Genomic DNA, 20,669 nt, shown 5'->3' with positions numbered 1-20,669 from the left:
AAGCTCGCTCCTACAGTTTTCCATCCGGGCCGAAGGCTTCGTCCACTTTGGCCAAGTCGGTGTCACGCAAGTTGCCCGCGTAGTAGTGCAATTTGGTCCAGGCCATCAGGTAGTCGTACCGCGCCTGGGCCAGGTCGCGGCGGGTGCTGTACAACTGCTGTTCGGCGTTCAGCGCGTCGAGGTTGACGCGCTCGCCGCCCAGAATGCTCTGCTTGGTCGACACCACCAGTGCCTCGGCAGACACCAGGGCTTTCTGGTAGGCACGCAGCTTGCTCACCCCCGACAGGCACGCACTGAACTGGCGGCGCAGCTCGATCAGGGTTTCGCGGGTCTTGCCTTCCAGCTCGTACTCGGCCTGCTCCATCGCGCGGCTGGCCTGGCGGGTGGAGGCGGAGATACCACCACCGGCGTACAGCGGCATACTGACTTCGACACCAATGGTGTTGGTGTCGTAGCGCTGGTTGTAGGTGTTGCCGCTGTCGGATTCCTGCTTGCGCGAGGTGGCATACGCGGTAATTCGCGGCAAATGCCCGGCACGGTTGCGTTCCACTTCATAGCGCGCCACTTCCAGCGACTGGCGCTGCGAAGCCAGCACCGGGTTGTTGGTGAGCGCCAGTTCATGCCAGGTATCGTAGTTGGCCGGGGTCAGGGTGAACGCGGCAAAGCTCTGGTTCAGCGGCGCCAGGTCGTTGATGTTGACGCTTTGCACGCCGATCAACGCACCCAGCTCCCGAAGTGACGCATCCTGCTCATCCAGGGCCTGAATCTCTTCGGCGGTGGCCAGCTCGTAGCGGGACTCGGCTTCAAGGATGTCAGTGCGCGTGCCCTCACCGGCCTTGAACAAGTGCTGGTTCTGCTGGAACTGCTGCTCGAAGGCTTTTTTCTTCGCCCGGGCGATGTCGATCTGGTCCTGGGCAAACAGCGCCTGGGTGTAATAGCTCAACACCCGCACCAGCAACGCCTGGCTCTTGTCGCGAAAGCTTTCGTCGGCGAACAGCGCCTGGGCCACGCCCTTGCGGTAGTTGGCATAGGCTTCGTAATCGAACAGCGGTTGTTGCAGGCTGAAGGTGGAGCCGTAGCTGTTGTAGTTGCGGTCGTCGCGATAGCTGCCACCGCGCCCGTCGGGCAGGTGCGCCTCGGAGTTGTTGCGGCCCTTGTTGTAGTTGTAAGACAGCCTCGGCAGCAGCCCGGCGCGGCCGATGGTGCGGTTTTCCAGGCCGGCGTCGCGCTCCTTGATGGCGCCGAGGAACACCGGATCGTTGCGCAGGGCCTGCTCGTACACATCGAACGGGCCCATCGCGGCCTGGGCACTGCCACACATCAGTAACAGCGAAATGAACACTGGCTTCATGCTCATTCCTCGGTCAACGCGGAGCCGGCGCGATCCAGCAGCGGCTTGAACAGGTAGTTGAGCAAGGAGCGCTCGCCGGTGCGCACGAACATTTCGGCAGGCATACCGGGCTTGATCACCAAACCGTGGAGTTTTTCCATCGCCTCTTCGCTGACACTGGTACGCAGCACGTAATACGGCGCGCCGGTTTTTTCATCGAGCATCTGGTCGGCGGAAATCAGGCTGACTTCGCCGGGCACCCGTGGCGTGCGGCTTTGGTTGAAGGCGGTGAACAGGATATCGACCGGCAAGTGCGTACCGACCTTGTCCACCAGATGCACCGGCAGGTGCCCTTCCACTTCCAAACGCGTGCCCTGGGGCACGATCTCCAGCAGGGTTTCCCCGGCGCGCACCACGGCGCCTTCGGTGTGCACGCTGAGGTTGACGGCGATGCCATCGGCCGGCGCGTTGATTTCGCTGTGTTGCAGGTTGAAGCCCGCGGAGGTGAGTTGTTGTTCCAGGGTCAGGCTGCGCAGTTGCGCGTCGGCCAATTGGCTGCGCACCTCCTTTTGATATTCCTCGCTGTGTTGCTGCAATTTGAGCCGCGATTCGACAATACCCTGCTCTATCCGGCCACTTTCACCGGCGTTTTGCGCCAGGTCCTGCTGCACCTGGGACAACTGGCGCTGGTAGTCCATCAGCCGGTTGCGCGGGATGTAGCCGTTGTCAGCCAATGGTTGCAGGTTGCTCAATTGCTCGCGCAGGGATTGAGCCTGGGCGGTCAAGTCACTGCGGGCAAGGCGCATACCGCTTAACTGCGAGGTAGCGCCCTCGATGCTGGCGCGAATCCCGGCTTGTTCACGGGCAAATGCGTCGCGGCGGCTGCTGAACAGCTGACGCTGACCTTCCAGCACCAACGCCAGGGCGGGATCGGGATTGGCACTCAGCTCGGTAGGAAAGGTGACGCTCGGCAGATTGTCGCGCTCGCTCTGCCAGCGTGCCACGCTGGCCCAGGCCATGCGGTACTGGGCTTGCAGGGATTGCACGTCGGCCTGGTTCTGGGTCTGGTCGAGGCGAAACAGCGGCTGGCCTTGTTTGACCAGTTCGCCCTCCTTGACCAGGATGCGGCTGACTACCCCAGGGCTGAAGGTTTGCACGGCCTTGCGCTTGCCCGATACCACCACGGTGCCTTGCACCGGAATGCCCTGGTCCAGCGGCGCCAGGCTGGCCCAGAGGAAAAAACCACCGGCACCGACGACCGTCATCAGCCAGCCCATGCGCACGAAGAAACGGGCGTCGCGCTCTTTGAAACGAGGTTCTACAGTAGTGCTGCTCATGCGCCTGGATTCCTTGCGGCCGGGTACTGACGACTGAAACTGACACCGGTTTTTTCTTTCGGCGCTTCCTGCTGCCCGGACAATGCCCGCAGCACTTCCTGGCTGGGCCCGAACGCTTGCAGGTGGCCTTCGTTGAGGACCAGCAGCTTGTCGGCTTGAGCCAGCGCCGAGGAGCGATGAGTGACCAGTACGACGCTGCTGCCCTGAGCTTTCATTTGTACGATGGCGCTGGCCAACGCCGCTTCGCCGACCGTGTCGAGGTTGGAGTTGGGCTCATCCAGCACGATCAGGCGCGGCCCGCCGTACAGGGCGCGGGCCAGGGCCACGCGTTGTTTCTGGCCGCCGGACAGGCCGCCGCCGTTGTCGCCCAGCACCGTGTCGTAGCCTTGGGGCAGGCGCAGGATCAGTTCATGCACACCGGCCTGTTGCGCGGCCTTGACCACCTGCTCCGGGTCGGCCTCGCGAAAGCGTGCGATGTTGTCGGCGATGCTGCCGCTGAACAGCTCGATGTCCTGGGGCAAATAGCCGATGTGCGGGCCAAGGTCGTCGCGGTCCCAACGGTGAATATCCGCACCGTCCAGCCGCACGGTGCCGGCCAGGGTCGGCCACACGCCCACCAGCACGCGGGCCAGGGTGGACTTGCCGGAGCCCGACGCGCCCAGCACACCCAGCACTTCACCGGCCGCCAGGTTGAAGCTGACTTGATGCAAGGTCGCCATACGCCGCCCCGGTGGGCCTGCACTGACCTGCTCGAAACTGACGTGGCCCTTGGGCGCGGGCAGAGCCATTTGCTCGCCCTCCGGCGGGAATTCACGCAGCAGCCCATCGAGACGCTGGTAGGCCAGCTTGGCTGAACTCCACTGCTTCCACACCGCGATCAACTGGTCGATGGGGCTCAGTACGCGGCCCATCAGGATGGAGCCTGCGATCATCATCCCGGCAGTCATCTGCCCCTTGATCACCAGGTAGGCGCCCAGCCCCAATACCAAAGATTGCAGGCACAGGCGCAAGGACTTGCTCAAAGAAGTAATGACCGACCCGGTGTCGCTGGCGGTGTTCTGAAAGCCCAAAAACTGCGAATGCACCCCGAACCAGCGTTTGCGCAAGGCGCCGAGCATACCCATGGCCTGGATCGTCTCGGCGTTGTGCAGGTGGCTGGTGGCCAACTGGGTCGACTGCTGGGAAAACACCCCCGCCTCGCCCAATGGTTTTTTGGTCAGGTATTCATTCAGGCAGGCCAGCGCAATCAACAGCACCGCGCCCGCTGTGGCCAGCACGCCGAGCCACACGTTGAAGAGGAAAATCACGAACAGGTAGATCGGGAACCATGGCGCATCAAAGAACGCGAACAACGCCGGCCCGGTGATGAATTGACGCAGTGCAGTCAGGTCGCCCAGAGATTGCCCGGCGTGACCCTGGCCGCGTTGCAGGTTGCGTTCGAACGCGGCCTTGTACACGCGCAGATTGAAACGCCGTTCCAGCTGGCTGCCGATACGAATCACGATAAAGCTGCGGATAACTTCAAGCAGGCCAATAAAGGCAAAGAAGCCCACGACCATCAGCGTCAACATCACCAGGGTGGTTTCATTCTGGGAGGACAACACACGGTCATACACTTGCAGCATGTAAATAGACGGCACCAGCATCAGCAGGTTAATCAATGCCGTGAAACAGCCAACGCTGATCAAAATACTTTTGTATTCACCCAGCGCCCTGAATAAGGGCGCAACCCCGTGGGACTTCGCCATATTGTTTTATCTTCCTGGGAGCGCACTGCACGTCATAGTCACCCCTGCCGATGAAGCGCACGGCCAACTACAAAATCGAGTTATATGCTTATAACTTTTAATTAAGGTGTTCGTTTCAGCTCGACAACTTTCCCGGCTTTAGTGCGGGCTTGATATTGGCCTTCTTGCTGGCGATTCAAATGCGTGATCCCGGAGCCTTCGGCGTTAAACAGCCAAATACCATCCGGTGTGGGCGACCAGGTCTGCGGCTTTTCACCCAACCATTGCTCCACACAAGCGATATCGCCCCCCAGGGCATTGGCCTGCTCCAGTAATTCCAGTGCGCATACCTGGTCCTGCTGCTTCAACTCCCAATGCCCGGCCAACTGGGCGCGGGTGGGTAATACAAGACTGCTAGCCATGGCGTGGGCTCCTGCCGACACGAACAACACCTGCGAAGCACAGGCGATCAAATGAGAAAAACGTGGCATGTGAAACTCCATCCTGGAGCGCGGCGCCGAAGCGCCGCGCCGTGCATCAGGCCACGATGTCGCTGACGGCTGCCTGGCCAACGGTGGTGACGAGGAAATCCGCCACGCCGTGCCCGGAGAAGTCCACGGCCAAGGTGCCCAGGTTGGTACCCGAGGCATAGCTCAGCACAGCATCACCGGCATGGCCGGTGAACGCATTGACGAAGCTCAAGCCCGCACCCTTGGTGATGCCCGACAGGTCGATCTTGTCGGAACCGGAGGTGAAGTCAAAGATCTTGTCTGCGGCCCCTGGTTTGGAGTCGGAACTGGCACCGTACACGAAGGTATCGTTGCCAGCACCACCCCACAGCTGGTCTGCACCGCCGCCACCGTAGATGAGGTCGCTGCCGGCCCCGCCCTTGATGGTGTTAGCCACCTGGTTACCGATGATCAGGTCGTTGCCCGCACCGCCGAAAGCGTTTTCAATAGTTACGCCCTTGGCGATCGACACGTTGCCCACCAGGCCGCCAACATCGGAGAACGAAGTGGCAGTGAGGTTGATCTTCTGGTTTTGAGTGAAGCCGGAGAAGTCCAGAGTGTCGTTGCCGCCACCGTCCCATACCGAGAAGACCAGCTTGTCGGCGTTGGATGTGGCGCTGAGGAAATCACGCCCGGTGTTGGAGTTGAACCCGTAGGTGGTGTCCGTGGCGCGGGTGCTGAGGTTGGCACCGTAGAGCTTCTGGATCGCGGCGATGTCGTCGATCAGCGGGCCGGAAGCGTAAGCCTCGACGCCGCCCTTGCTGAAGTTCTGGTTGGTGTTGCTCTCGCTCCAGTAACTCATGAGGCTATAGCCACGCGTGTCCTGTCCATAGGTGGCGTCGTTATAGGTCGGGTTGCCGTTCCCGGCGTTGTAGTCGCCAGGGTGAGCCAGGCCCAGGGTGTGGCCGATTTCGTGGGTCAGGGTCTGCCGGCCATAGTTGTTCAGGTCCGGGGTCTTGTTCGGCGTGTAGCTGTTGTTGGTCAGGTACCACGATGTGCCATCGTAGCCCGCACCGGTGCCGGGCAGGTAAGCGAAGGCCGCGGCGCCGTCCTGGCCGCTGCTGTAGTTGCCGAAGGTCATGTGACCGTCACCGCCGGAAGCCTTTTCGGTAAAAGTCACGTTGGCGACATCCGACCAGGATTGCATGGCCAGTGCGGCCTGTGCTTTCTGCTGGGCGTTGAATTGGCTGAACCCTGAGATGCCATGTTTGTTCATGGTGCTCTGGGTAGCCGAGGTGAGGAAGGTGTAGGTCAGATCGATCTTGCCGTTGCCATCAAAGTCCCGATACGCGGCGCCATCCCGCAGCAGCTGGGTCGCCGCCTGGTCCACGGTGTAGGACGGTTTGCCATTGACTGTGAGGTTACCGCCACGGTCATACAAATGGCTGAAGCTATCGATTTGCGAGTAAGCAGTGCTGGCTTGCGCGGCAGATACAATAGCTTTGTCTTTTACTTTTGACATAAACGTACTTCCTTGTTTGCAAGTGCATCAGTCTTTGTTCGATAGGAACCTCGCGGGCGAGGATAGTCCTATCACTCACCTCTTTTGAAGGCGTAAGAAAACTGACACAACTTGAAATCTTTCGTCTACACCTATTTCCACAGCGCAAATGTGACACAGGTTCAACTTGGGGAAGTCGCAAGCAGTGTTTATTGGGAACGTTAGCTTTTACGCGCCTAATCCGAGCGCAGCAGTATTTAAATATTAAATAGCAGTAAAGCCGCTCCAAGTTGAGCGGCGCACTTGAGTAATGGATCCAATATATTGTCACGGTGTCATTGGCGACATTAAATAGCCACTACTTGCACTATTAAAGTGCAGTGTCCCCTATTGCCGGGACATACTCCAGCCACACTTGTGCAATGCTGCCAAGAGGGTTTCGCCGGCCAGGCCTGGCACCTGCACATTCGCCTGCGTGGTCATGTCTTCTCCCGCCAGAATCGCGTTGATGATTGCTTCTTCCACCGCCTCCGCTGCGGCGCTGAACAGTGGAGAAATATGATCGTTATTGACCATCTGCAACGCGGTGCGCAGTGGCAGGTCCTTGCGCCCGTAGTCTGCCGGCGGCAAATCCTGATTACCGGTGGCAAAGGCCAGAAACAGGTCGCCACTGGAATCCTCGGTGCCACCACCGGTGCGCGCGATGCCGATGGACGCCCGCTGCGCCAGGCGTTGGCACTGATGGGGCAGCAACGGTGCATCGGTGGCGATAATTACCACGATGGACCCCATGCCGGGCGTACCTTGCTCGGCAAATGGCGAAGCGTTGTCCATCAAGTGACGGCCCACCGGGTAGCCATCGACCCGCAGTTCCTGGCGCTTGCCATGGTTGGCCTGCACCAGTACGCCGACGGTCCAGCCGCCCTGCTCCGCCGATAAACGCCGGGATGCGCTGCCGATACCGCCCTTGAACTCATGGCAGATCATCCCGGTGCCACCGCCCACGGCGCCTTCCTGCACCGGGCCGGTTTCGGCATGGTCGAGTGCCTGGCGCACATGCTCAGGTTGCACATGCTGGCCCCAGATATCGTTGAGCAGGCCGTCGTAGGTTTCCATGACCACCGGCATGCACCAGTACACCGCAGGGTCTTGCAGGCGTTCGCGCTCCAGGGCGATCAAGGTGTCACGTACGATCCCAACGCTGTGGGTGTTGGTGATGGCCATCGGCGTGGTCAACAACCCGGCCTCGTTGATCCACTCAAGGCCAGTGGCATCACCGTTGCCGTTGAGCACGTGGTACCCGGCAAAACACGGTTGATGCCGGGCCTCACCGGCGCGCGGCTGGACCACCGTCACGCCGGTACGCACCTGCTTGCCGTCGATACGCGTTTTGAGCGTGGTGTGGCCAACCCGAACCCCGGGAACATCGGTGATGGCGTTCAATTCGCCAGGTGTGCCCAGCCCCAGCGTGATACCCAATTGACGTGCACGCATACCCACTCCTTACAATTTCTGAAAAACCGGACTCGACCGGCCGCTGATGCAATACAAAATCACCGACAGTGCCAGCAGGCCGATGATGACCATGATGTCGCGCATTGACGCCTCAAGGATCAGGGTCACCAACAGATAACCCGCGCCGAGCACCGCCAGCACCGCCGGCAAAGGCCACAGCGGCATACGATAAGGGTGTTCGCGATCGCGCAGCAGCACCCGGCTCATCAGCGCGCTCAGCGCCACCACCAGGTACACCAGCATGATCAGCAATACGCTGAACGAGGTCAGGTCGGCCAGGTTCGAGCTGAAACTCAACAGCGCCGAAGGAATCGCCAGGAACAACGTCGCCAGCCATGGCGAATCCCAGCGCGGATGAATACGCGTGAACAGCTTGTTGATACTCGGCGTCCACAGTGCATCACGGCCACTGCTGAACACCACCCGGCCGATCTGGATAACGATCGCCACAATTGCGTTGAACACCGACAGAAAGATCCCGGCACTGACCAACCGCGACAGGGTTTCATTGCCGTGGCTGGTCAACAGGTAGCCAATGGGGTCGGGGCTGCTGATCATCGCACTCAGTGACGGCGCACCGATCAACAGTGCGGTGATCGGCACCAGCTCAATCACCACCACCAGCCCAAGGGACCACAACACCGCCTTGTGTACGCCCTTGCCGCCGCATTTCATGTCTTCGGCCAGCAGCACCGCCGGGCCGTAGCCATTGAACGAGAACAGGCCAATACCCACGGCACCGATCACCAGGGCCCAGGGCGCCAGGTGCAACACGCCGTTTTCAACGATCTGCGGCTCAAACAACACGCTGGCCGGCTGCACCGGATTGCCGAAGCCGATCACCACAATCACCAGCAAGGCTGCCACTTCCAACAGCAGGCAGGTGCCGGTAATCCAGGCATTGAGCTTGATATTGAGAATGCCCAGGGCGTAGCTGCACACCACGATCACCAGGGCGACAGTCTGGGAGTCGAATGTTGTGCCCAGGGCGTTATTCAAATAAGTCGCCGCCCCAGTCGCCAATACCGGCGGGATAAACAGCAACATCACCAGCACTGTCAGGAACGTGGCGTAACCGGCCATACCGCCAAACACGCGCTTGGCATACACATACTCACCACCGGCACTGTTATGGGCGCGGCCGAGTTCGGCGTAGCAGAAGGCGAACATCAATGCGAGCAACCCGGCCATCACAAACGCCAGGAACACGCCGCTGCCCGCTTGCTGAATGGCGAACGGGGCGATCACAAATACGGAACTGGCCGGCGTCACCGCGGAAACGGTGATAGCCACTACATCGAAGACGCTCAAGGTGGGTTTGAGCACGCCATCGGGCGTGGGGGTAGCGCTCATATCGTTATCCTCTGTCGTTTTTTTTGGTGTGAGGCAGAAACGAAAAATGATGTGTGTGTACGGGATAGCCTTCCCGTTCAATAGTGGCGACGTTATCGGCTGGCGGGCCGGCAAGCCAATTCCCCTATTGGCGTACTCCCCTTGACGGTGCCCGCTAAAAGCCGAACCCTTGGCCGATCTTTTGAGGGGGAGCCAGTGAAATGAGCCTGTTCCGGGAAATCGGCATGCACGCGGGATTGGGGCGTACCCTGTCACAGATCGGCACCGAGCGGTTCTGGAAGCAATTGGTGCTGCTATTGCACCAATGCCTGCCCTTCGATAATGCCCTGGCGATTTTCTACCCGTTGGATGGCTCGCCCCAGGCCCTTGAGGAATACGACGCCCAGCCCAGCAGCAAACCGGCGTCGATGCTGGTGTACCTCAATGGGCTGTATCTGCTCGACCCGTTTTACCAGGCGTACCACGAAAACTATGCCAGCGGCGTGTACCGCCTGGAGGAAGTGGCGCCGGATCATTTTCGCCAGAGTGAGTACTTCCTCAACTACTTCCACGACAACGTGCTGGAAGACGAAGTGCAGTTGATCCTGCAATTGCCCGGCGAGGGCACGCTTTCGCTATCTCTGGGCATGCAGCGACGCTTCAGCTTCGAGGAAACCGGGCTGTTGACCACACTGGCCGCCTGGGTGCTGCCCTTGATGCAGCAGCACTGGCAGCAAAGCACTCAGCGAGCACCGGCAATAGACAGCCAGATCCGAGACGCGCTGAGTCATTTCGGCAGTGGTGTGCTGTCGGACCGCGAGCTGGAAATCGCTCGCCTGGTGTTGCGGGGGTTTTCCTCCAAAGCCATGGCCGAACGCCTGAAGATCTCCCCGGACACGGTCAAAGTGCACCGCAGGCACCTTTACGCCAAACTGGATATCTCGTCACAGCCCGAGTTGTTTTCACTGTTTATCCAGTCGCTGGGGCATGACCTGGAGAATCCATAGGTTTAATCCGAATGAAAGAAATTAATATGCTGCGGTAACAGATTTACACCATCAACCCGTACGGAAAAGTTCGGCCCTTGCGCCGTCACCTTAATAGTCAAGGTACTCACGCCGAACGCGTGGGTCAGTTGCACATCACCCACCTCCACAGGCGGGCCTGATTGGATATTAATCGCCGTTATAGCGTGGTCTTTTAACATTTCAGACACATCGATCTCATCCTCTTTGGGATTGAAGTTCAGGATCGTGTCCGGATCATCACTGAGGGAGTCGGTGCTTTTTTCATATTTAAATGTATTCGCGCCCTGGCGACCTACCAACTGGTCGCCCCCCGCGCCACCGACCAACACTGAGGGCTCGCCGCGCCTGGCTTCCAGGCGCTCGCGCGCGTCTGTGCCTCGTAATTCAGACTGGGTCCATGTGCCGCCAACTGGAAGGCTCTGTATGGAAGACATATAAGTCACCTATTGATAGTCAGTAATATGAGAGTGTCACGGGTTGCGGCTAAAATCTCTCACAAGGACAACAGGGTTTTCCATCCTGAATAGTTGACATTAAATTTCTTAACCATGACGCCATTATTTGTTTAACGAGGAGCCGGTTATTATCCCAAAAGCGGCAATTAACGTCCGATTCGAATAGTGTTCCACACGCGCGCGAACCCAATCAATTTGCCGCGTTCTCCCTGGGGATGTTGTAGCCGATGCCGGTGCCGCCCCAGGTATGCATAGGTATCTACACAACTTTTATAGCCACTGCCGACGCTAACCACGATGCGAAGCGAGCCGCTCTTGCTCTTGATCTGCTCTTGATCTGCTTTTGATCTTAAGCGCCCCGTCAAACCACGCTGGCCGGAATTCGACAGGGATTTGGGGGGTAAACCGGCAGGGATGCCGGTTTAGCCGCCCCGCGCCATGGATGGCGCGTGGCGGCGGCCCCCCAAATCCATGGCGGATTACGGGCACACCGAGCCTAAGCGAGGTGCCGAGTGGTGGGGCAAGAGCCCTTTGGTTACTTTGGGGCTCTTCCAAAGTGACCCGCTGTAAAAGCGGAACCAATAGCGGCCGTTACCCCAATAACGGATATGTACTCGATCAAAGCCCAGCATCCTGGTCGGCTCTTAGGCCGCCTTCGGGGGCAAGCCCCCTCCCACAGGTCCGGCGTCGCCCCCAAACCCCCATGACAGGTATGGGGAGCCATACTGATTTGCTCACCCCTACAATGGCCAAGTGGCCATTCTGAACAATGGCCTTTTGCCTAATCCGCTGTAGGACATGATCCACGTCAAAATCAGGTAAAAGAACCGCCGAACGGGGCCAAAAAACTCACCTTGTACTTGCGAACGAATGCTATTTTTAAATTCTTCGATGTCTGGACCAACGAAGGTCCTGACCCCTGCCGCGAGCTAAAGGAAGCGCTCAATGAACAAGGTGGGCAACATGAACAAAGTGACTTTCCCCAATGCGTGCCAGTTGATGCGCTGGCATTTTCATCCGATGGGCTTCGAGGGGAGTATGGACGCCCCCGGCAGCATGGTCGCCCGCCTGTTCGACCGGGCCAGCGGTGAAACATTGATCGCCATCGCCGGCATTCCTTGCGCCACGGTGATGAACGCCGCTGATGTGGAGCGCATCATCGAGGCGGTGGAGGATGAACTGGAGTGTTTTGTACCGCCGTTGTCGTTGCGGGCCTGAATAGTATTTGTCAGCCGTCGATTACCTGATGTGGGAGGGCCAAGTTCCCAGGTCTGTAGGAGCGAGCTTGCTCGCGAAAAACCCATAGGCGCCGCGTTTATTCAGCAAACAGGCGTTATCGTTGACGTTTTTCGCGAGCAAGCTCGCTCCTACACACATTAGGGCCAGCCCTCTCCATATTTAGCGGTGTGTCAGTTGAAGGTTCAGCGCTGATCGTCGAAAAACGATTTTTTGCCATCCACTCGCTCAGAGGCCCTGGGCACATTCACACCCTGGCCTTCCGGCTTTTCCACATACCAGTAGCAGTGGCTGATCGCTCGGGTAATACCGACGTAGGCCAGGCGCAGTATTTCGTCCTTTTGCGCATTGTCGTACGGCTCGCTGTCACCGTCCTTGCCCAGGCCCGCCATGCGGTAGACCTGGTTTTTGTAGGGCGAGCTGGTGAGATGTTGACAGTCCCCAAGCAGAAAAACGGCGTCGGCTTGCAGGCCCTTGGCGCTGTGGTACGTCAACTGCTTCAAACGGCGCTCGTGGATCGGCAAGCTCGAATCCACATTAACTACAGATTGAATATGCTCTTGAATCAATAAGTTATCGCTACTTTTTCGATACAACATCAAGACCGTATCCCCGCGTTGATAATGCTCCATCAACCGCTGGCCCAGCGCCGCATCATCCCGCTCCAGCACGCTGACCGGCACTAATACCTTGGGCTCGCCACTGGCCTTGGCCTTCTTGCCGGGGATCGCCGGTGCGCTGCGCACGATATGTTCGGCCGCATCGATGATGTGCTGGTGGCTGCGGTAATTCTCGCCAAGCATCACGCGGGTAGTGCTCGGTGCGACAAATTCCTGGTTGAACTCCATGAAGTACTTGGGCGAACTGCCGCGCCAGCCGTAGATCGATTGCCAGTCGTCGCCGACGCACAGCAAGGATGAGCGCTGCGCCCCACGCCCCACGTGCATGGCCGGGCCGCGACTGCGGATTTCTCGCAGGGTGGCACGGATCCACGAGACGATCTGCGGTGATACATCCTGAAATTCGTCGATCATCAGGTGCGACATCGGCCGCAGCAGCGGATCACTGAGCAGCTTGAGGTTCTCCGGGGTATTTTCGCCAAACAGGGAAAACATCCGGTTGTAGGTCATGATCGGCGGTGATTGATCGAGCAGGTGGTCTTCCAGAGCCTTCCAGAAAATGCTCAGGGCCTCAAAGAACAACCGATCCGGGTCATCCTTGGCGAACCTCATTTGGCCTACTGCTGTCGGCACGTCCAGCCCGAGGTTCTCGATAAACCCCGCCGCCATGACAAAACTGTCCAGCAGTGGCGCTGAAGCGAGTTCGCCCTTGACCTTGTAATCAAAGCCGGGCCCAGCCATTGCATCGCCGGCTAGACTGCTTAAAAGGCGCTTTGATGACTCGTAATTATCAAGCCATATCAATGGCTTATTACAGAAAGCTTGAAACAGGGTGCGCTTTACCGCCCACTCTGCGCGCACCGATAGTTTTGAGTTTGGCCGACTGATCCCGGCGTTTTCCCGTGCGTCGAAACCCAGTACTACCCAGGCATCCAACTGCGGGATATAGCCGTGGCAATGAAATTTGGCGCCGTTGATTTCAAAGGTTTGACGGCTGGGTTCGATGCCTTTGATCGGCCAGGCGCCTGCGCGGAACCACAGGTCCTCGATCAAGTCGCAGAGTTCTTCATCACGCTTGGCCGCCAACTCAGTCACGGCCATGCGCTTTTGCACGTCCGGATGATCGCGCTCCAGTTCCTTAAGCTGCAGACCCTGGCGAGCCAGCGGCGCAATCAACTCGCGAAAACGCGCATGATGCCCCTGCAAACGGTGATAACAGGCGTTCATATGCTGACGCTGGGCATCACTGATACGTAGATCGAAGGCGTTGCTATCGGCGTCTTCAAAGCCGCCACTGAGGTTTTCAAAGGCTTGCAGTCGTTCGAAACCCGGCAGGCTGCGCACCATCGGCAGGATGCGCGAGTGAAACGTACGCACAACGGCCTGGGCTTGTTTGATGTCAAGGGGTTGGCCCCACAGGCTCAGAATCTCCATGAGCTTGTTGATGAAGTCCTTGCGCGACTCGCGGGTAAACGTCACCACGGTCATTGAGCTCAGCTCAAAACCCAGGTAATGGGTAAGCAGCAGGATACGCAACACCAGGGAGGTCGATTTACCTGCGCCGGCGCCGGCAATCACCGAGGTCGAGGGCGTGTCGCTGAAGATCATCTTCCACTGCGCTGTACTCGGCTGCGCGTGAGCTGGCAGCAGGCGCGCCACGTCCGCCTTCATGCGCTTTTTCACATCGGCGGTGAGCGGCAAACGCCAATCGTCGAACAGGCTGTCGTCCACGCCGGGCGCTCGGTGCTCATCAGGGCGAAAGTCGCGAATCAACAGGACTTGCCGGCCCTCTTCAAGACCCTCTGCCTTGCCTTCGCGATACCCATATTCCACACCGGCTTCATGCCCATTGCGAAAACCGTCGGCTTGGCCATGCAGCCAGGAATACCGGTGCTGCGCGCGCAAACGGGTGAGGCCATGGCCGAACAGGCGCGCGGCCAGCCGCTTCAATAAGGGCATTTCAGCCAAGGGGCGCAGTTCTGGGGGCAGATCAGGCTTTTGTTGCGGCACGCGAACTCCTGCGATGAGCTTGGCTTTGACAAGGGCGTCATGGTCGCCGGAATCGGCGCTCAGTTCCAGCCAATTGCTTTACTGTCATGCAGTTAGGCGATGAAGTGAAAGTTGAAGCAGCTTTCCATGATCGAATTAATGGATAGGAATTAGGCATTTTTTACGCTTTTTATCGATCATGCACTGCTGGATGATGGGCTCATTCACAGGAGACGATCATGCTTGAACTTCGACCTTTCAATACCCTCGGCGGCGCCCATCATGGCTGGCTCGACGCCCATCACCACTTTTCATTCGCCGAGTACCACGACCCCGAGCGTATGCACTGGGGCAATCTGCGGGTATGGAACGACGATATCATCGCGCCAGGCAGCGGCTTCCCCCAGCACCCGCACCGGGACATGGAAATCATCACCTACGTACGCGAAGGCGCAATCAGCCATGCCGATAACCTGGGCAACAAAGGCCGCACCGAGGCTGGCGATGTACAGGTAATGAGTGCTGGCACTGGGATCGCCCACAGCGAGTACAACCTGGAGGCCACCCCGACCAAGATCTTCCAGATCTGGATTATCCCGAATGAGGCCGGTTTGCCGCCGTCCTGGGGTGCCAAGCCGTTTCCGCAAGGCCATCGAGAAGGCTTTGTAACGCTGGCCAGCGGTAAGGCGGGCGACAGTGAAAGCCTGCGCATTCGTGCCGATGCGCGCTTGGTGGCGGCGAACCTGAAAGCCGGGGAAAGCGCCGAATACAGGCTGGACAGCGGACGCCGGGCGTACCTGGTGCCGGCCACCGGCGTGATTGAGGTCAACGGCTTGCGAGCACAGGCCCGAGACGGGGTGGCGGTAGAGAGTGAGCAGGTGTTGCGGGTAACGGCGATAGAAGACAGCGAGATCGTACTGGTCGACCTGGCCTGATCTCAAGCCCTGTAGGAGCGAGCTTGCTCGCGAAAAACCCACCGTCGCCGCGTTTATTCAGGAAGCACGCGTTATCGTTGACGTTTTTCGCGAGCAAGCTCGCTCCTACAGAGGACAATAATGCTGAGTGTCAGTTATTGGGAAATTGCACCATCTACCAATACCTGCGCCTCTTCCACCAGTTGTTTGAGGTGCTCTTCACCAATAAAGCTCTCGGCGTAGATCTTGTAGATGTCCTCAGTACCCGATGGCCGTGCGGCAAACCAGCCGTTTTCGGTCATGACTTTCAAGCCGCCAATCGCCTGGTTGTTGCCCGGTGCGTGGCTGAGAATCTGCTGGATGCTCTCGCCGGCCAATTGGGTGGACGTCACCTGCTCCGGCGCCAGCTTGCCCAGCAGGGCTTTCTGCGCCGGGGTCGCCTTGGCATCGACGCGGATGGCAAACGGCTCGCCGAGCGCGTCGGTCAGGCCACGGTAGATCTGGCTGGGGTCCTGGCCCTTGCGCGAGGTCATTTCTGCCGCCAGCAAGGCCGGGATCAGACCGTCCTTGTCGGTGCTCCAGACCGTGCCATCTTTGCGCAGGAACGAGGCACCGGCGCTTTCTTCACCGCCAAAGCCCAACGAGCCTTCAAACAAGCCATCGGCAAACCATTTAAAGCCGACCGGCACTTCATACAGACGCCGGCCAATACGTGCCGCCACGCGATCGATCAGCCCACTGCTGACCACGGTCTTGCCCACGGCAGCATCGGCTCGCCAGTCAGGACGGTTCTGGAACAGGTAGTCGATGGACACCGCCAGGTAGTTATTCGGTGCCAGCAGGCCGCCGGATGGCGTGACAATACCGTGGCGGTCGTGGTCCGGATCGCAGGCAAACGCCACGTCGAAGCGTTCCTTGAGACCAATCAGGCTCTGCATGGCGTAGCTGGAGGATGGGTCCATGCGGATCTGGCCATCCCAGTCCACGCTCATGAAGCGGAAGGTGGAATCCACTTCAGTGTTCACCACCTCCAGGTTCAGGCGATAGTGCTCGGCAATCGCCGACCAGTAGCGCACCCCCGCCCCGCCCAATGGGTCCACGCCCAGGCGCAGATCGGCGCTGCGGATCGCGTCCATATCGATCACGTTGATCAGGTCGGCCACATAGCTGTTGAGGTAGTCATGGCGATGGGTGGTGTCCGCCTTCAGCGCCTGGGCATGAGTGATGCGCTTGACCCCGGCGAGTTTGTTGGCCAGCAGTTCGTTAGCCTTGGCTTCGATCCACTTGGTGACGTGGGTATCGGCCGGGCCGCCATTGGGCGGGTTGTACTTGTAACCGCCACTTTGCGGCGGGTTGTGCGACGGCGTAATCACAATGCCGTCCGCCAGACCGCTGGTACGGCCGCGGTTGTAGCAAATGATCGCGTGGGAAATCGCCGGGGTCGGCGTGTACTCATCGCCCTCAGCCAGCATGACGTGCACGCCATTGGCAGCCAACACCTCCAGGGCGCTGGCACCGGCAGGCGTGGACAATGCATGGGTATCCAGGCCAACAAACAGAGGCCCGGTGATGCCTTGGGCTTCACGGTACAGGCAGATCGCCTGGCTGATCGCCAGCACATGCCACTCGTTGAAGCTCAGCTCGAACGAGCTGCCGCGGTGCCCGGAGGTGCCGAAGGCTACACGTTGGGTAGAGATTGCTGCATCAGGCTGGCCGGTGTAATAGGCCGTGACCAGTCGCGGGATATCCACCAGCAACTGGGCCGGCGCCGGTTTGCCCGCAAAAGGACTGATAGTCATGCATAAACCTCGAAAAATAAGGATTCGGAAAAAATGACAGTTTACTCAGAGTTGGACTACTGAGCGATGTTATCGATCCCACAATCCGCAGAGAAGTTTCATACATTAACCGGTCTGTGCCTGGAGCAGCGCCTGAGCCAGCGCATCCAGGGCAATATCCAGATTGGGGTGGCCGCTGAATGTATGGCTCAAGCGCATATGCTGATGATGCAAGCCACTGAGACTGAACAACTCCCCCGGCGCAATCACGACCTGCTGGGCGAGCATGCGCTGGAATACCTGGCGCATGTCCACCGGTGCCACCGACTGCAGCCAAAAACTTGCCCCGGCGATCGGCATTCGATAGCTCACACGCCCTTGCAGACGGCCATCCAACCGATGGTTCATGGCTTGTGCCTGCTCCTGGAGACGCTGGCATAACGTCTGCAAGTGCTGATCCAGCCGCCCGCTTTCATATAGCCGAGCAATGGCGCGTTGCCGAATGGATGAGAGTCGAAATGAGCGCAGCAAAAACTGGCGCTGTAACTCACTGCCCATCTGCTGTGCCAGCAGATACCCAAACGGCGCTTCCGGCCCCAGCACCTTTTCGAACGAAGAAAATACAATCAGCCGCTGCGGGTTGACCAGGTTGCGCAAGGCCGTCTGCGACGACGCGAAGCTCAGCTCACCAAACGTGTCGTTCTCCAGCAGCCAACAGCCGTGCCGCTCCAGCAAATGCGCGACTTGCAGCCGTTCGGGTACGGTCAGTGTGTTCCCCGCTGGCATACTGACCACCGAGGACAGCAGCACAAGCTGCACCGGTTCGTGTTTGAGCAGGTGCTCGAACGCAGCCAGGTCGAAGCTGCCATCGGCGTGCCAGGGCAGTTCGATAACTCGCACGCCGGCGCTCTGTAACAGGCGCAAGACCAGGTAATCGCAGGGCGATTCAGCCACTACCACCGTGCCCTTGAGGCCGAGTGCGTCGATCAGGATTTCCAGTACGCCCTGAAGATCGGCGCCGATATACACCTCATCAGCCTGCCAGCAATGGGTGGGCGAGGAGGTATAACGGGCCGCTAATGCCGCGCGTAATTCCCACACACCACAAGGTTGCGACGGTTGCAGGTGGTGTGGATACCTGCGCACGAGCTGACGCTCCAACGCCAGTAAAGCGCCATCCAATGAGCCCAACAACGCCGGTTCATCGCCACTGAGTACCACCATGGTCGGGCGTCGCGCTGCCGCATACAGGCGCTCAAGCAGGTCGGCGTCCGCCATGGCCGGCGGGTTTGCCGCCACCGGCCAGGCGAAGTAGCCGGACTTGGCCACCGAGTAGACCCGCCCTTCCTTTTCCAGCAACGAATAAGCGTACTGAATCGTCGAGATCGACACGTTCATTCGTGTCGACAACTGACGCAACGACGGCAACTTGACCGGCGTCTCCAGGCTGACTTCGTTGATCAGGTTGATCATGTAGCGGTACACCGCCTGATAGGCAAAGTCAGCCTGGCGCTCTCCCCTCAGGTTCATCGCCGTTCACCAGTATCTATACGCCACTCCACGCCGCTAGCGCCCCGACACTTGGGCGGTCCGGGCCTCGGACCGGCTAAACAGTTGTTTGTGGATACCAGAGCCGTGCGCAGCCTGCAGCGGTCGCTTGCGATACAGGTGCTGCAACAACTCCAGCGGCAACCCACTGGTGTCGACCAGCCACTGATTCAGCATGTCCGCAGCAGGCTTGCCCTGCAGCGCCTTGTGCAGTTCGGGCAGCGCTACCAACATGCCCGGATGGCATTGACGCAAGAAACCCTCCAGCCGTTCGCCATGCTGAACGAAAGGCGCGAACAACAGGCAGGTCAACTGACTTTCGTCCAGACCAAAAAACTCTTGGCCGTAGGTGTTCGACAATACCCGCCCATCCGGGCTGGACGCCTCGGTGATCAACTCAACAGGGACGCGTCTGCGCAGCATGTAGTCTGCCGCCTGACGAACAAACCCTTCGACGCCGTGCTCATAGGAGAGCTCACGCAGGCATTGGGCCTGCAAGCCATACAAATGGGCCATGAGCAATGGATTTGGATAGGCCGGATGGCTGAACTGGAACTCGAACGGGTCGCGCCGGTGAGCCAGAAACTGAGTAAGCAGTGGCGCTCGGGCTACGTCGACATCGTCGAGCAGGTCGGCAATACCGATATAGGCCAGATGCCGGTGCCCGCCTCGGCCGGGACTCTCGGTGCCCGCATAGTGCTCGCCATAGAGGTCGCGGTAGCAGCCGACGCTCCATTCTTCCATGCGTGCAAACAACCCGTTGAGCGATGTCGGCTTGCCGGGCGCGAACGCGAGCCCGGTTGCCAGGGCATTTTTCTTCAGCCACGCGATGTACTGGCTTTGCTTGCGCACTGAATCGCCACTGACCACGGCGTGCACACCGCCGTTCCAGGTCGCGACCCGCTGATAGAAATCCCCAAGGGCCAGATACGCGTCGTTGCACAGGATGGCGCGGATGTCCCCGGATGTCAGGTGCCCTATCATCCGCATATTGCGCTGACTGACTTCACGCCCGGCACTGGACGCCGGGCGCTGATGATTAAAGGGCAATACCTCATGGTTTTCGACCATCAGCAGCTCCACCCGAGAATCGTCATGGAAGAACAACGCGCCATAGCCGTGATGCAGTGAATCAAGCGTTGCCTGAGTCATGCCCGGGTGCCGCAGCGTTGCCACGCGCAGATGAAAAGTCTTGGGGGCACGCCCGGCGATGCTCAATTGCGCCGCACGCAGCAGCGCCAGTGTGTAGCTGCTGACCTCGCCCCCGCCGTGAGCAATTAACACTTTGTAGTTGCCTACTTGTTCCATGCCCCCGGCCGCTACCACAATTCGCTGAATCAACAGTTGCAGTGCGGTACGTTCGTCACGCGTAAAGTGCCCGACCAACCGTTGCAGAACTTGCTGGTAAACATAGTTCATGGCTTGCTCATGAATAGCGCTCATCGTTCTACTACCTGAATTGAAATATTAGTTCCAAGCAATTATCAATTGTCGTTGCTTGACCCATTACATCTATAGGTTTGTCGTCAATTGCATCGTGCGAGGTTGATTCAACATTAGCACCCTGCAACAAATTTGCAGGACCGCTCACAGAAGCGGTCAATGGCTCTCTCAATGCTGAATCCTGTGCCTGCAAGGCTTCCAGCGCGGCTGGCTGTGAGCCTTAGGAATATTCTGACAGCGTCCTACACCACTCTTACTAAGCAACTAACGAAACGTCCGACGCATATTAGTTACCCGCTCATTGTGGGCTCAGGCAAAGCGACTGCGTATTTGTTTTGCACTTTTGAAAAAGCGACCCGTGCATCGTTAGTTTCATAGGTGCGAGACGTTAATGTCAGGTATTCAATCATTGCTCAATCCTTGAGATGACAGCGAAGACACAATTATCGGCACTCAAATAATGATTA

15 protein-coding genes are annotated in these 20,669 nt (G+C 58.9%); 3 read left to right on the top strand and 12 right to left on the bottom strand.

What is annotated here, in order from left to right; genetic code table 11:
• Positions 1 to 10 precede the first annotated feature (10 nt).
• The 7 genes from TX23_RS15885 to TX23_RS15855 form a co-directional block, all read right to left on the bottom strand.
• On the bottom strand, positions 11 to 1,351 hold the full coding sequence (locus TX23_RS15885) for a TolC family outer membrane protein (RefSeq protein WP_057703003.1): 1,341 nt from the start codon (positions 1,349 to 1,351) through the stop codon (positions 11 to 13).
• Between the two features lie 2 nt (positions 1,352 to 1,353).
• Positions 1,354 to 2,667 (bottom strand): HlyD family type I secretion periplasmic adaptor subunit, encoded by a 1,314-nt coding sequence (locus TX23_RS15880; protein WP_057703002.1) that lies wholly within the window; start codon positions 2,665 to 2,667, stop codon positions 1,354 to 1,356.
• Complete coding sequence (locus TX23_RS15875; protein WP_057703001.1) at positions 2,664 to 4,415, bottom strand: type I secretion system permease/ATPase; 1,752 nt, start codon at positions 4,413 to 4,415, stop codon at positions 2,664 to 2,666. Before TX23_RS15875 ends, TX23_RS15880 begins: the two co-directional genes overlap by 4 nt.
• Before the next feature lie 101 nt (positions 4,416 to 4,516).
• Positions 4,517 to 4,885, bottom strand: coding sequence for an AprI/Inh family metalloprotease inhibitor (locus tag TX23_RS15870; RefSeq protein WP_057703000.1), 369 nt, complete (start codon positions 4,883 to 4,885; stop codon positions 4,517 to 4,519).
• A 46-nt stretch (positions 4,886 to 4,931) separates the two neighbouring features.
• Positions 4,932 to 6,365 (bottom strand): serralysin family metalloprotease, encoded by a 1,434-nt coding sequence (locus tag TX23_RS15865; protein ID WP_057702999.1) that lies wholly within the window; start codon positions 6,363 to 6,365, stop codon positions 4,932 to 4,934.
• Positions 6,366 to 6,731: 366 nt separating this feature from the next.
• Positions 6,732 to 7,838: a DmpA family aminopeptidase gene (locus TX23_RS15860; protein ID WP_057702998.1), complete on the bottom strand. Its 1,107-nt coding sequence runs from the start codon at positions 7,836 to 7,838 to the stop codon at positions 6,732 to 6,734.
• A 9-nt stretch (positions 7,839 to 7,847) separates the two neighbouring features.
• Positions 7,848 to 9,212, bottom strand: coding sequence for an APC family permease (locus TX23_RS15855; RefSeq protein ID WP_057702997.1), 1,365 nt, complete (start codon positions 9,210 to 9,212; stop codon positions 7,848 to 7,850).
• Between the two features lie 200 nt (positions 9,213 to 9,412).
• On the opposite strand from TX23_RS15855, the gene TX23_RS15850 reads away from it, so the two are divergent.
• Complete coding sequence (locus TX23_RS15850; RefSeq protein WP_057702996.1) at positions 9,413 to 10,198, top strand: helix-turn-helix transcriptional regulator; 786 nt, start codon at positions 9,413 to 9,415, stop codon at positions 10,196 to 10,198.
• 2 nt (positions 10,199 to 10,200) lie between these two features.
• Here the strand turns inward: TX23_RS15850 and TX23_RS15845 are convergent, their stop codons facing one another.
• Positions 10,201 to 10,653 carry a M10 family metallopeptidase C-terminal domain-containing protein gene (locus TX23_RS15845; RefSeq protein WP_057702995.1) on the bottom strand — a complete coding sequence of 151 codons (453 nt, stop codon included), beginning with the start codon at positions 10,651 to 10,653 and terminating at the stop codon, positions 10,201 to 10,203.
• Between the two features lie 966 nt (positions 10,654 to 11,619).
• Here TX23_RS15845 and TX23_RS15840 point away from each other — a divergent pair.
• Positions 11,620 to 11,892: a DUF1652 domain-containing protein gene (locus TX23_RS15840; protein ID WP_026013572.1), complete on the top strand. Its 273-nt coding sequence runs from the start codon at positions 11,620 to 11,622 to the stop codon at positions 11,890 to 11,892.
• Between the two features lie 203 nt (positions 11,893 to 12,095).
• Here TX23_RS15840 and TX23_RS15835 read toward each other — a convergent pair whose 3' ends face one another.
• Positions 12,096 to 14,540: a UvrD-helicase domain-containing protein gene (locus TX23_RS15835; RefSeq protein WP_057702994.1), complete on the bottom strand. Its 2,445-nt coding sequence runs from the start codon at positions 14,538 to 14,540 to the stop codon at positions 12,096 to 12,098.
• A gap of 218 nt (positions 14,541 to 14,758) precedes the next feature.
• Between TX23_RS15835 and TX23_RS15830 the strand changes: the two genes are divergently transcribed.
• Complete coding sequence (locus tag TX23_RS15830; protein ID WP_057702993.1) at positions 14,759 to 15,454, top strand: pirin family protein; 696 nt, start codon at positions 14,759 to 14,761, stop codon at positions 15,452 to 15,454.
• Between the two features lie 134 nt (positions 15,455 to 15,588).
• Here TX23_RS15830 and pgm read toward each other — a convergent pair whose 3' ends face one another.
• The 3 genes from pgm to TX23_RS15815 form a co-directional block, all read right to left on the bottom strand.
• On the bottom strand, positions 15,589 to 17,232 hold the full coding sequence (gene pgm, locus TX23_RS15825; RefSeq protein ID WP_005788462.1) for a phosphoglucomutase (alpha-D-glucose-1,6-bisphosphate-dependent): 1,644 nt from the start codon (positions 17,230 to 17,232) through the stop codon (positions 15,589 to 15,591).
• 105 nt (positions 17,233 to 17,337) lie between these two features.
• Positions 17,338 to 18,741 (bottom strand): aminotransferase-like domain-containing protein, encoded by a 1,404-nt coding sequence (locus TX23_RS15820; RefSeq protein ID WP_057702992.1) that lies wholly within the window; start codon positions 18,739 to 18,741, stop codon positions 17,338 to 17,340.
• 36 nt (positions 18,742 to 18,777) lie between these two features.
• Positions 18,778 to 20,202 carry a hypothetical protein gene (locus TX23_RS15815; RefSeq protein WP_209445919.1) on the bottom strand — a complete coding sequence of 475 codons (1,425 nt, stop codon included), beginning with the start codon at positions 20,200 to 20,202 and terminating at the stop codon, positions 18,778 to 18,780.
• Positions 20,203 to 20,669 lie beyond the last annotated feature (467 nt).

Source organism: Pseudomonas paralactis, assembly GCF_001439735.1.
GTDB classification, from domain to species: domain Bacteria; phylum Pseudomonadota; class Gammaproteobacteria; order Pseudomonadales; family Pseudomonadaceae; genus Aquipseudomonas; species Aquipseudomonas paralactis.
This window is presented reverse-complemented; position numbering and strand designations above follow the sequence as displayed.